Raw genomic sequence first — 12,921 nt, forward strand, 5'->3', positions numbered from 1 at the left:
CGTCTGCGAAGGGTAGTGCGGATTTGGACGGAAGCGGCCGGCCCGGTCAGCGGCGCCAGAAGCCCGGCACGCGGCCGTTGACCAGGATGCGGTGCTCGCGTTTCCGCTCGATCACCCAGCGGCTGCGACCGTCCGGATCCTTGTCGGCGAGCGCCTGCGCGGCATAAAGCCCGGTCAGCACCATGGCGGTGCCGGGCGGGGCGCCGGGGGCGGAGAGCCCGGCGAGGATCCGGTCGAGCCCCTCGGCGGTGACCGTCGCCTTGCCGACCGGGACGCCGTGCTCGACCGTGAGCGTGCCCTCCCACGCCACGTCGTAGCCGGGACCGCGGACATGGCCCGGCGGCAGCGTGATGGTGACATTGGCCTCCGCGAGGGACGCGCGAATCGCCGCCAGGGCATCGGGGCCGAGCGGTGGGTCGTTGGCCACGTCGAGCGACTGGATCGCATAGCGGGCGGCGAAGTCGAGATCGAGCCCGGCGACCTTGAGCCCGAGGCTCAGGCTCTGCGGGATCAGCCCGGCGAGCGGGATCGGACCTTTGACCGTGAGGCCGGACAGGTCGAGACCGAACTCCGCCTCCGCGCCGGCGACCGGACCCGTCGCGGCGACACGGACGGTGCCCGTCTCCGCGCCGATGGTCAGGTCCGGGGCCTTCAGTTCGAAGCCGTCCATCGACGAGACCACGCTCATGCGGCGGAAGACCGGCAAGGCGGCTTCGAGCCGGTCGAGCAGGGCGGAGTCCGGGGCGGCCAGGTCGGCCCGGGTCGGGTGGGCGACGAGGTAGGACCACAGCGCCAGCAACGGCCCGGACGCCAGGCCCTCGACCGTCACGTCGGTCAGCTCCCGGTCCGCCCGATAGTCGACCGCGTCCGTCGAGGGGGCGGCACCGGGCGTGACCGCGGCTTTGCCCTCGATATCGCTGCGGTCGCTGGAGAAGCGGTAGGTCAGGCTGCCGTCGGCGGCCACGTCGCTCGTCTGTTCGAACCGGATATCCCGCGACGTCTCGGTGGATTCGACAAGCGAACGCTTCTGCGCGACCGTCGCCCGGGTAGCCGTGAAGGTACTGTGGATCATGCGCTGCATGTCGGCGGTAAAACGCATGCCGTCCACAGCGCCCTCGAGCCGCGTTTGGCTCGAGATCCCGAAGGCCGAGACCGTGGCCGGCGGGCGCTCCACGTCGTAGGCGCGCCACGTGCCGTCGGCCTGCCGGACCTGCTTCCAGGTCATGGTGCCGAGGTCGGGCTTCAGGCCGAGAATTTCGAGCGGCTTCAGCAGGCGCTGCGTTCTGACCGTCACCCGGTAGTGGTCGCCCGCCGGCTCGATGGTCGTATCCGGCGCCTCGCCGGGCGCCGGCGGCGGCATCGCCTGGTTGGCAAGCGCGGTCAGCCGCGCCGCCTCCTCGGCGGTGGCGGTCTCCGCGCGGGCCCGGCCGGCCAGCGGCGGGGCGGCGAGGATCAGGCCGGCGACCAGCGGCACGACGGCAAGGGTTCGGCAGGACGGCATTCTCGGCACGGACGGTTCTCCGATCGGGACACCAAGAGACTAGTCGCGACCGGCTGCAACGGGGAGTCGAAAGCTCAGGCAGTCCACGTTCCGGTCATCACAGCCTCGTGGCCGGCCGGCCGGTCGTCCCGCCGGCTCTCGGTCGCGACCTGCCGAGCGGGAACCCGGCCGGCAGGCCGCATCGGATGTCGATCCGGTCACGGCTTGCCGGCCTTGCCGTCCTGGCCGTCTCCGTCCCCATCCGCATCGTCGTCCTTCTCCTCCGGCACGGCCTCCTCGGTCGGCTTCTGGACGACATTGTCGTTGACCAGGATGGACCCGTCCGGCTTGAACCGGACGACCCATTTCAGCGCGCCGTCGGTGTCGGCGGCGGCCAGCGCCTGCGCGCCGTAGAGGCCGACCAGGGCACCGGCGGCGATCTTGTCGCCCTTGGCCGCGCCGAGGGCGGCGATCGTCTTGTCGAGCCCGATCGCGCGCACCGTGATGGTGCCGTCGATGCGCTCGGAGGCGACTTCGAGGCCCCCGTCCCAGGCCACCTCGTAGAGGCTGGAGCGCAGACGCCCGGGCGTCAGCGTCACCATGAAGCGGCCATCCGGCATGATCTTCTCGGCCAGGATCGAGGGGATCAGATCGGGATCGTCGCCGGCCGTCGCGGGATCGACCAGATCGATCAGCGCGCGGGCGGCGCCGTCGAAGTCAAAACCACCGGTGTTGAAGCCGATGTCGATCATGCCGGGGATCAGCGGCTCGACCCAGGTCGGGATCAGGTCCGATTTGACCATCAGGTCGGTCGCCTGCAGCGTCATGCCGCCGCCGGCCGGCTTGACCAGGCCGTTGAGGTCGATGCCGAACTGGAGCTTCGACATCGAAGCCGAACCACTGGGGAACTGGATGGCGATGCCGTCGAACTGGCTGTTGCCGCCGATGCGCTGGAAGACCGGCAGGCTGTCGGTCACGGCCTTGCGCAGGTCGTTCTTGGCGGCGGCGAGCGCGTCGGGCGAAACGCCCGTGGCGACCAGCAGGCGCCAGAGGCCGAGCAGAGGCTTGACCTTCAGGGCTTCGATCGTCGCCTCGCTGCGCTGGCTGGCAACGGTGACGCCGAGTTCGATAGTCGAGCCGCCGCCGAGTTCCGCCGGCCATGCGAACCGCATGGTCTGGCTGAGGTCGCGGAAACGGTCGCGGCCCTGCATCGTGACCGCATCCGGGCCGGCCGGCACCGCGGTCGACACCGCCTCATAGTCGCTGTAGCTGGCGCGCGACTGACCATCCTTGTCCTGGCTTTCGGAATCGATCCTTCCGATGGTGACGGTCGAGCGGGTCGCCACGCCCAGAGCCGGATCGAACAGGCTTTCCCCGCCCGGTTTGGTGAAGGACCAGCGTGACCGACTGTCCGCAAAGGTCGCATCGAAGGTCGGGAAGGTCGCATCGAACAGGCGCCACAGCCCGTCCGGCGTGCGCGCGATTCGCAGGCTGAACGGCGCGGGTTCGACCTTCAGGCCGTGAACGGCGAGCGGGGCGGCGATCTGTTCCAGATTGACGGTGACGCGGTAGCCGTCCGCTTCGGCGGTGACGGCCACTTTCGGCGGGGCGTCGGCCGCATTGGCGCCGACATAGCTCTCGAAGAGCTGCGTCAGCCGGGTCGCTTCCTCCGCGCTGCCCGGCTCTGCCCGAACCGGCATGAGGCCTGCCAGGACCAGTCCGAAGGCCAGCGTCGTTCTCTTCGCAATCATCCCGTTTCCCTCGATGGTCGACACCCCGGAAACGCAGGGCAACATTGCCTTGCGGCAGCACGATGACGCGACGCGCCGATCGGCTGTCGTCGACAGCGATCGCATCAGTTTGGAAATCTTCAAATTCTCAAAGTCAGTGTTGGCCTTCTTGGAATATTTCTATAGTCGCCGGTCAGGAGTATTTTGTATTGAAGGCGACAAGTGCTGGGTCTATACGCCCGATGTCGGTTTCACTACACGCTCGTCCATCGTCTGCATAGCCTGACAGTCAGCCAACAAGCGCCGTGAACTGGTGTCTTTGAGGGGAATTGGATCGCCGTTCGGCATTCGGCACGGCCGTTGCACGGAAGGCGTCACCAGATCGAGAGGGGGTCCCGTCCATGGTCCGCATTCCATCGCTTGCGCTTGCCGCATTTCTGGTCGCCGGTTCGGCGTCGGCTCCGGCCCTGGCCGGCCCCGCACCCGAGGCCGAAGCCGTGATCGGCACCTATGCACAGATCGGACAGGCCGCATTCGAGGATGCGTTCCTGGCCGGCAAGTCCGTCAAGGCGGCCGTCGATGCCTTCCTGGCCGACCCGACCGAGGCCAAGCTCGCGGCTGCCCGGCAGGCCTGGAAGGATGCCCGCCCCTGGTACCAGCACACCGAAACCTTCCGCTTCGGCAACAAGATCGTCGACGACTGGGAAGGCAAGGTGAATGCCTGGCCGCTCGACGAGGGGCTGATCGACTATGTCGATACCTCCGTCTACGGCGAGAGCTCGGACGAGAACCCGCTGTTCCGCGCCAATGTGGTCGGCTCGACCTCGGTGCGCATCGGCAAGACCAAGGTCGACGTGCGCAAGATCACCAAGAAGCTGCTGTCGGAGAAGTTGCAGGAGGCCGGCGGCGTCGAAGCCAACGTCGCGACCGGCTGGCACGCGGTCGAATTCCTGCTCTGGGGCCAGGATCTCAATGGCACGGGGCCGGGCGCCGGCAACCGCCCGGCGAGCGACTATGCGCTGAAGGGCTGCACGCATGATCATTGCGACCGCCGCCGCGCCTATCTGTCGACCGTGACCGACCTGCTCGTCGACGATCTCGCCGAGATGGCGGCGGCCTGGAAGCCGAATGGCGCGGCCCGCAAGGCGCTTGCCGCCCGCAAGGCCGGCGGCCTCGGTGCCCTGGTCACCGGCATCGGCTCGCTCTCCTACGGCGAGTTGGCCGGCGAGCGGATGAAGCTCGGCGTTCTGCTGCACGACCCGGAAGAAGAGCACGATTGCTTCTCCGACAACACGCACAACTCGCACTATCACGACCAGGTCGGCATGATGTCGATCTATACCGGACGCTATGCGCGTCGCGACGGCTCGGTCGTCGAAGGGCCGGGCTTCGCCGCCTTCGCGGCCGCCAAGTCGCCCGAGAAGGCTGCCCGTCTCGATGCCGCGATGAAGACCACGCTCGAACGCCTCGATGCGATCCGCACCAAGGCCGAGACCGGCGGCATGGCCTACGATCAGATGCTGGCCAGCGGCAATGACGAGGGCAACAAGTTGATCCTGGATGCGGTCGACGGCCTGGTTGCCCAGACCCATGCGCTCGAGGCGGTCGTCGCCGATCTCGGCATCGACCTCAAGCTGAACGATTCCAAGAGCCTGTCCGATCCGGGATCGGTCGCCAAGAAGTAGAGGACCGTCCGATGGTTGCCCGCCTCCTCTCTCGCAGAACCTTCGCCCGCGGCGCCTTGGCGGTTGCCGGCGCCGGGATGGTGACGGGGAGCCTCGGGGGCGGCGACCTTCTCGCTGCGCGCGCCGCCGCGGCGGCGCCGTGGCGCGCCGCCCCGGAACCGGGCTCCGGCCGGCTGCACGAGATCGCCTTCGAGGCGGCCGAACGGGAGATGGCTCTGTTCGGTCCCGACGAAACGCCCGTCCGCGTCTGGAGCTATGCCGACAAGCCCTTTCCGGTCGTGCGGATCAACCGCGGCGACCGGGTCCGGGCCGAGGTCCACAACCGGCTGACCGAGCATGTCTCGGTCCACTGGCACGGCCTGCGCATCCCGAACGCCATGGACGGCGTGCAGTATCTGACCCAGCCGCCGATCCAGCCGGGCGAACGCTTCACCTACGACTTCACGCCGCCCGATCCGGGTACCTTCTTCTTTCATCCCCACTGCAACGAGAGCGGCCAGGTCGGGCGCGGCCTCGCCGGCATCATGGTGGTGGAGGGCGACGAGCGGGTGAAGCCGGACGGCGAGCTGATCCTGGCCGTCAAGGATTGGCGGCTCGGACCCGACGGTCGCTGGCTCGAATTCTCGACCCCGCAGGGGGCCAGCCGGGGCGGCACGTTCGGCACCAGGCGCTCGACCAACGGCCGACGCGCCTTCTCGGCCGAGGTGCCGGCCGCGGCCGATCTGCGGGTGCGCCTGCTGAACCTCGATTCAAGCCGCGTCATGGAAATTGGCATCGAGGGGGCGACGGCGGCGATCGTGGCCGTGGATGGCCATGCCGTCCGCCCGATCCCGCTCGACCGTTCGGGCCAGGAGACGTGGCGGATGGGGCCCGCCATGCGCCTCGATCTCCTGGTCCGGACGCCGAGGCCGGGTGCGGTCGCGAAGATCATCGACTATCAGTCTGCCGAGCCCTGGACGGTCGCGGCGCTTGCGGCGGCCGGCAAGCCGCGCCGACGCGGCGCGCTCGACGCCGATATTCTCTACCGGCCGGTCTTTCCCGAGCCCGATCTTGCCCATGCCGAGGCGCTGAGCTGGACCTTCATGGCGGCGTCCGACTCCGTCGCGAGCTTCGCCGACGCGGCCGGCTCTGATCCGGCGCAGCGGCTTCTGATGGATTCGCTCTGCGTCTCGGAACGCACCTATTGGTCGATCAACAAACTGTCCTGGCCGAATGCCGCCGATCGTCGTCTGCCGCCGCCGCTTGGCGTGCTGACCGCCGGCCGCACCTACCGCTTCGAACTCGTCAACGCGACCCCGCATCCGCATCCGATCCACCTGCACGGCCATGTGTTTCGCGTGGTTTCCTCGTCCGAACGGGCGCGCATGCCGGCCTATGCGGCCGACACCGTGCTGCTGTCGCCCAAGGAGCGGGTCGAGATCGCCTTCGTGGCGACGGCCGGCGACTGGATGTTCCATTGCCATATCCTGGAGCATCTGGAGACCGGCATGATGGGCTATCTGAGGGTCGTGTGATGCGCCGCGTGCGGAGGGCCATGATCGGACTTGCAATGGCCTGCCAAGCGCTGGCGGCCGGTGCGGCGCTGACGACCGGACTCGCGCTCGCCGGCGACACCGCGACCGCCGCCGCGGGTGCAGGGTCAGGTCATTCCGTATCCGCCGGCGCGGAGACGGCACTCGATGCGGCGATCGGCGAGCGCCTGTTCCGGCGTGCCTGGGTGCCGGGCCAATCCTCGACCAAGGCGGCCGACGGACTCGGTCCGCTTTTCAACGCCCGCTCCTGCCTCGCCTGCCATGAGGGGCTTGGCCGCGTCGCGGCGCGCCATCCGGACGCGCTCGACCGCGGTCTGGCGGTTCGGCTCGGCGATGCGGACGGCCGGGCCGATCCCGCCCTCGGTCGGCAGATTCAGCTCGCCGCCGTCGCCGGCGTCGAGCCTGAGCCACGGCCACGGATCGAGTGGGTGGACACGCGCGCCGACGGGTCGGCCGGCCGGCCGGACAGTCTGCGGCCGCGCTTGGTCTGGCCGGACGGAGGCGCCCGTGCCGGATCGATCCGCGCCGCGCCGGCTCTGGCCGGGCTTGGCCGTCTTGCGGCCCTGACCGATGCGGCCATTCTGGGCTTCGCCGAAGAGCAGTCGCGGGCCGGGCAGGGCGTCGCCGGTCGCCCGCATCGGACGGCCGACGGGCGCCTCGGCCGCTTCGGCTGGAAGGCGACGGCGCCGACCATGGCCGATCAGGTCGCCGATGCCTTCTCGATCGACATGGGGCTTTCGACCCGGCGGCATCCGGAGCCTTGGGGTGACTGCACCGCGTCCGAGACGGCCTGCCGACTGGCGCCACACGGGTCGAAGGCTTCGGAAGGCGGCGTCGAGATGGACGACGCGATCGTCGCCCGGCTGGCCGCCTATCTGATCTCAGTGACCGTCCCGCCGGCCCCCGCGGACGGACGCGGCGCGGCTCTGTTCGCCGCCACCGGCTGTGCCGCCTGCCATCGCGCCGACCTGCCGTCGCCGGACGCCCCCGCGCTGACCGACCTCCTGTTGCACGACATGGGACCCGGTCTCGATGACGGTGTCGGCGACGGCGCCGCGCGGCCGCGCGACTGGCGCACGGCACCCCTGATCGGGCTCGGGGCGGCGGAAGCGCGCGGATTGCTTCATGATGGCCGGGCGCGCTCGATCGCCGAGGCTGTCGCCTGGCATGGCGGGGAGGGGGCGGGCGCGCGCGCGCGCTTCCGGGCCTTGCCGCCCGCCGACCGCGACCGGCTGATCGCTTTTCTCCGAAGCTTGTGAGGCCCCATGCGACCCGTCTCTCGCGCCCTGTTTGCGATCGCCACCCTGTCGGCGGCTGTCGTCGCCGCAGCACCGAGCCGGGCCGAGCCGCGGGGAACGCCGGACTTCGATGCGATCTTCGCCTCCGTGGTCGAGAAATTCGCCAAGCCGCGCACGGCGGCCTTTTCCGAGGCTGCCGATTCCGGGGTCAAGGCCTGGACGGCCTTCTGCATGTCGGCGCGCAAGCCGTCCGAGATCGAGGGGCTGAAGGCCGCCTTCGCCCGCACGGCCGATGCCTGGGTGGCGATCGAGGTGCTGCGGTCGGGTCCGGCCGCGCAGGCCAACCGATACGAGCGGCTGGTGCATTGGCCCGAGCGGCGCAATGCCATCGGTCGCGGCCTCGCCCAGCTCTATGCCGGCACCAATCCGGCCGACCTTGAACCTGCCGCTTTCGCCAAGACCAGCGTCGCCGTGCAGGGCCTGAATGCGATGGAGCGGGTACTGTTCGAGACCGATGCCGTCAAGGCGCTGACTGCGCCGGGGCCGGCGGGGCAACGGCGCTGCGCGGTCGGCAGCGCGATCGCTACGGCGATTGCTGCGACGGCGGGCGAACTGCGCGACGGCTGGGGACGTGATCCGAAGGTGATCGCGGCCGAGACCGGTTCCGGCGAGCCGGGCCGGGAGGCGACCACCCGCATCCTGACCGATCTCTTGACCGAGTATCGGGCGATCATCGAAATGAAGATCGACCAGCCGGCGGGCAAGTCGCTCGAGCAGGTCAAGCCGGCTTCGGCCGAGATGGCGCGCTCGCAGCGCTCCACGCGCACCATCGTGCTGGCGCTCGACGCCCTCGACGCGTTGACCCGCCTCCTGGTCGATCCCGACTGGGCGGAGGCCGACAGCGTGCTCGCCACCATCGCCTCGGCGCGCTCCATCGCCGCGACCGAGCCCGGCGAGATCGGCCCGCTCGCCGCCGACCCGAAGACCCGTTCGCGGGTGATCCTGCTGCGCGCGGCAGTCGACTCGGCCTATGAGACGGCCGTCGAGGCGGTTCCGGCAGCGCTCGGCCTGACTGTCGGGTTCACCTCGCTTGACGGAGACTGAGCCGATGCCGATCGACCGTCGCAGCCTCATCCTGTCGCTCGGCGCTGCCGTCGGAGCGAGCCTGTTGCCGCGCGGTGCCGCAGCGGTCGGAGCGCCGCCGCTCTTCGCCGGCTGCCAGTTCGATGCCAGCGGCGGCGGTCGGCTCGCCCTGTTCGATCCCGACGGGCGCCAACTCATCGCCTCCGACCTGCCGGCGCGCGGCCATGACGTTGCTGTCTCGCCGGACGGCCGCGTCGTCGTCGCCTTCGCGCGCCGTCCCGGAACCTGGGCGGCGGTGATCGAACGCGCCACCGGCCGCGTGCTGACCACCATCCTGGCCGCGCCGGAACGCCACTTCTACGGCCACGGCGTGTTCTCGCCCGACGGCCGGATGATGATGGCGACCGAGAACGACACGCGGGGCGGCGACGGCCTGGTCGGTCTCTACGATGCGGCCGACGGCTTCCGTCGCCTCGGCGAGGTGCCGAGCCGCGGCGTCGGTCCGCACGACATGGCGCTGATGCCGGGCGGTGATCTGGTGGCGGTCGCCAATGGCGGCATCCGCACCCATCCGGAGACCGGCCGCGACATTCTCAATCTCGACGCCATGCGCCCCAACCTGGCATTGCTGCGGCGCGACGGCAGTCTGGCCGACGCCTTTGAGCTGCCGGAGGCTTTCCGGCTGTCCAGTCTGCGCCACATCGCGGTCGCCCCGGACGGCACCGTCGGCTTCGGCTGCCAATTTGCCGGCGACGCCGAGGCGGCGCCCGAACTGGTCGGCGTGCTGACGCGGACCGGGCGGCTGGACCTGCTGCCGGTGCCCGAAGACGCCAACATGCTGTTCGAGAACTATATCGGCTCGGTCGCCTTCGACGCCTCCGGCAGCATCCTGGCGGCGGCGAGCCCGAAGGGCGGGGCGGTCGGCTACTGGGACGTGCCGGGACGGCGCTTCCTCGGCATGAGCCGCCTGACCGACGCCTGCGGGCTGGCGGCGGCTCCCGATCGGGGCCTGTTCATGCTCTCCGGCGGCGCCTCCGGCCTGCGCCTCGCCCGGGCGTCGGCCGGGGATCTCGCCCGGCTCGGCGGCAGCGATGCAGGCCGCTGGATGTGGGACAACCACCTCCTCTCGCTCTGATGCCGCCGGGCAGGCCCGGCTCCCCCGCTGGCCGCCATGCGAGCCGCGCGGCTCAGGACATCCTGCATCCGCGCCTCTCGAAACCCCGTCCGCCCGGCCCCGGTCGGCCCGGCTTCCGGGCGACCGGTCGTCAGATGTCGAGGTCGATGTCGTTGGCGAAGGCGGCGCGCTCGGTGATGAAGGCGAAGCGGGCCTCCGGCTTGTTGCCCATCAGCCGTTCGACCGAATCCCGGGTCGCATCCTCCTGGCCCTCGATCACCTGCACGCGCAGCAGCGTGCGGGACTTCGGGTCCATGGTGGTTTCCTTCAACTGGAACGGCATCATCTCGCCGAGACCCTTGAAGCGGCCGACCTCCGGCTTCTTGTTGCGGTAGACCGTCGCCAGAAGCTCGTCCTTGTGGGCGTCGTCGCGGGCATAGATGGTCTTGGAGCCGTGCGTCAGCCGGTAGAGCGGCGGCACGGCCAGGAACAGATGACCCTTGCGGATCAGGTCCGGCATCTCGCGATAGAAGAAGGTGATCAGCAGCGAGGCGATGTGGGCGCCGTCGACATCGGCATCGGTCATCACGATGATCTTGTCGTAGCGCAGGTCCTCCTGCCGCCAGGCCTTGCCGACGCCGCAGCCGAGCGCCTGGACCAGATCGGCCAGTTGCTGGTTGGCGCCGAGCTTGTCGCGCGTGGCGTTGGCGACGTTGAGGATCTTGCCGCGCAGCGGCAGCACTGCCTGGCTGCGCCGGTCGCGCGCCTGCTTGGCCGAACCGCCGGCCGAATCGCCTTCGACGATGAACAGTTCCGAGCCCTGCGCGGCCGTGTCCGAGCAATCGGCCAGCTTGCCGGGCAGGCGCAGCTTGCGGATCGGGGTCTTGCGCAGAACCTCCTTTTCATGGCGCCGGCGCAGCCGCTCGTCGGCGCGCTCGATCGACCATTCCAGGAGCCGGTCGGCCTGCACCTTGGAGCCGCCGAGCCAATGGTCGAAGGCATCCTTGATCGCCGTATCGACGATCCGGGTCGCTTCGGCGGTGGCCAGCTTGTCCTTGGTCTGGCCGACGAATTCCGGCTCGCGGATGAAGACCGACAGCATCGCGCCGGCGGTGGTCATCACGTCGTCGGTGGTCAGGATGGCGGCGCGCTTGTTGCCGACCAGATCCGCATAGGCGCGCAAGCCCCGCAGCAGGGCGACGCGCAGGCCCTGCTCGTGGGTGCCGCCCTCCGGCGTCGGTACGGTGTTGCAGTAGGAAGAGACGAAGCCGTCGCCGGCGAACCAGGCGACCGCCCATTCGACCGCGCCGTGACCGGAGGTCTTGGCGGTCTTGCCGGCGAAGACGTCGTCGGTGACCAGCCGCTCGTCCTTCAGCCGCTCGGCCAGGAAGTCCTTGAGGCCGCCGGGGAAATGGAACACCGCCTTGTCGGGCGTGTCCTGGCCCTGGACCAGTTCGGCCGCGCAGGACCAGCGGATTTCCACCCCGCCGAACAGATAGGCCTTCGACCGGGCCATGCGGAACAGCCGGGCCGGATCGAAGCGCGCACCCTCGCCGAAGATCTGCGGGTCCGGCCGGAACCGCACCGTGGTGCCGCGCCGGTTCATGACCTCGCCCAGTTCCTCCAGCGCGGTCGTCGGATGCCCGCGCGAGAAGCGCTGCCGGTAGAGCCGCCGGTTCTTGGCGATCTCCACTTCCAGCCATTCGGACAGCGCATTGACCACCGAGACGCCGACGCCGTGCAGGCCGCCGGAGGTCTCGTAGGCCTTGCCGTCGAACTTGCCGCCGGAATGCAGCATGGTCATGATGACTTCGAGCGCCGACTTGCCCGGGTATTTCGGATGCGGGTCGACCGGGATGCCGCGGCCATTGTCGGCCACCGACAGCGTGCCGTCGGCCTCCAGCCGCACCTCGATGAAGCTGGCATGGCCGGCGACGGCCTCGTCCATCGAATTGTCGATCACCTCGGCGAAGAGGTGATGCAGCGCCTTCTCGTCCGTGCCGCCGATATACATGCCGGGACGGCGCCGGACCGGCTCCAGCCCTTCGAGAACCTCGATATGCGAGGCGTTGTAATCCGCCTCGCCCGGCATGGTGCCGCGGGCGGGCACCGACCGCACGGGCTTGGGCGGCGGGGGCGCCGGTACGGGCCTGCTGGCTTCGGGCCGGTCGGATTCGGGCAGCTTGGCGAAAAGATCCTGCGGCTTGGCCATTCGGGCTTTCGGTCGATGATGTCGTCGGCGCGGTCTATCACGAATCGCCCATGATTGTCGCACGGGCGAAACCGGACCGGAAGCATTTGTTCTCTGAATGTTCGCGACGGGCCGGCCCGTTCCCACGGGGCCGCATGGCCGCAACGGGTGCCGCATGGCCAGCGCCGAGGGCCGCATCGCCCGCCGCCGGAGGCTCTCACCGCGCATCGGGCGGTCCAGGGCATCCGACGAGCACCGCCCCGGCCGGCGTCAGACCGGGGCGACGACCGTGATGCGTTCAGCGGCCGGCATAGCCCGGCTCGATCGCGTCCAGAGTCTGGGCGCGGCTCGAACCGGTCGCCCGGAACACGGCGATGGCGAAGACCAGCATCGCGCCGATCGTCAGCAGCGAACCGGCGATGGCAACGGCCACGCCCCAGTCCTGGCCGGTCACGCTGCCGGCGATACCGACCGACAGCGCCACCGCTCCGGGCAGGGCGAGGGTGAAATGCAGACCGGCCAGCCAGCCGGACGCGCTCGGCACGACCCGGTAGAATAGGCCGGCCAGAAAAAGGGTCGTGAACCCGACCAGGTTGACGTGGGCGTGGACGGGCGACAGCGTGAAATCGTGCACGATGCCCATCCGGATGCCGAGGCCCATGCCGGCGAGCGCGAACAGCACGGCGCAGCGCAGGAACCAGTTTCCGATCATAGTCCAACTCCGATGTTCAACCGGCGCGCTTCGGCGCCGGGCCCCCTGACCATCGGAAGGCGCGGCTGATAGCCGAGCCGGACGGCGGTTGCAACCGTTTGCGTGCCAACAATCGAGCCGGCCAGCGGTCACGTTCCCGTGAGGAGAACTGCGTAA

Annotated in this window: 9 protein-coding genes; 5 read left to right on the plus strand and 4 right to left on the minus strand. The window is 69.8% G+C overall.

The window, feature by feature from the left end; translation table 11 throughout:
• Window positions 1-46 precede the first annotated feature (46 nt).
• Together KL771_RS24265 and KL771_RS24270 are read right to left on the minus strand one after the other, a co-directional pair.
• The gene (locus KL771_RS24265) at window positions 47-1,510 is read right to left on the minus strand and encodes a hypothetical protein (protein WP_261971087.1); all 1,464 of its coding nucleotides are present in this window, start codon (window positions 1,508-1,510) and stop codon (window positions 47-49) included.
• A gap of 188 nt (window positions 1,511-1,698) precedes the next feature.
• Entirely contained in the window at window positions 1,699-3,231 is a 1,533-nt protein-coding gene (locus tag KL771_RS24270) for a hypothetical protein (RefSeq protein WP_261971088.1), read from the minus strand.
• A 380-nt stretch (window positions 3,232-3,611) separates the two neighbouring features.
• On the opposite strand from KL771_RS24270, the gene KL771_RS24275 reads away from it, so the two are divergent.
• The 5 genes from KL771_RS24275 to KL771_RS24295 are packed head-to-tail and all read left to right on the plus strand — an operon-like array spanning window position 3,612 to window position 9,883.
• The gene (locus KL771_RS24275) at window positions 3,612-4,895 is read left to right on the plus strand and encodes an imelysin family protein (RefSeq protein WP_261971089.1); all 1,284 of its coding nucleotides are present in this window, start codon (window positions 3,612-3,614) and stop codon (window positions 4,893-4,895) included.
• 11 nt (window positions 4,896-4,906) lie between these two features.
• Window positions 4,907-6,409 carry a multicopper oxidase family protein gene (locus tag KL771_RS24280; RefSeq protein ID WP_261971090.1) on the plus strand — a complete coding sequence of 501 codons (1,503 nt, stop codon included), beginning with the start codon at window positions 4,907-4,909 and terminating at the stop codon, window positions 6,407-6,409.
• Between the two features lie 20 nt (window positions 6,410-6,429).
• On the plus strand, window positions 6,430-7,686 hold the full coding sequence (locus tag KL771_RS24285) for a di-heme oxidoredictase family protein (RefSeq protein ID WP_261971091.1): 1,257 nt from the start codon (window positions 6,430-6,432) through the stop codon (window positions 7,684-7,686).
• A gap of 6 nt (window positions 7,687-7,692) precedes the next feature.
• Window positions 7,693-8,769, plus strand: a complete 1,077-nt coding sequence (locus KL771_RS24290) for an imelysin family protein (protein WP_261971092.1) — start codon at window positions 7,693-7,695, stop codon at window positions 8,767-8,769.
• A 4-nt stretch (window positions 8,770-8,773) separates the two neighbouring features.
• Window positions 8,774-9,883: a DUF1513 domain-containing protein gene (locus KL771_RS24295; RefSeq protein WP_261971093.1), complete on the plus strand. Its 1,110-nt coding sequence runs from the start codon at window positions 8,774-8,776 to the stop codon at window positions 9,881-9,883.
• Window positions 9,884-10,013: 130 nt separating this feature from the next.
• Here KL771_RS24295 and parE read toward each other — a convergent pair whose 3' ends face one another.
• Window positions 10,014-12,074, minus strand: coding sequence for a DNA topoisomerase IV subunit B (gene parE / locus KL771_RS24300; protein WP_261971094.1), 2,061 nt, complete (start codon window positions 12,072-12,074; stop codon window positions 10,014-10,016).
• A 277-nt stretch (window positions 12,075-12,351) separates the two neighbouring features.
• On the minus strand, window positions 12,352-12,765 hold the full coding sequence (locus KL771_RS24305) for a hypothetical protein (protein ID WP_261971095.1): 414 nt from the start codon (window positions 12,763-12,765) through the stop codon (window positions 12,352-12,354).
• Window positions 12,766-12,921 lie beyond the last annotated feature (156 nt).

It is taken from the genome of Prosthecodimorpha staleyi, from assembly GCF_018729455.1.
Classification (GTDB): Bacteria; Pseudomonadota; Alphaproteobacteria; order Rhizobiales; family Ancalomicrobiaceae; genus Prosthecodimorpha; species Prosthecodimorpha staleyi.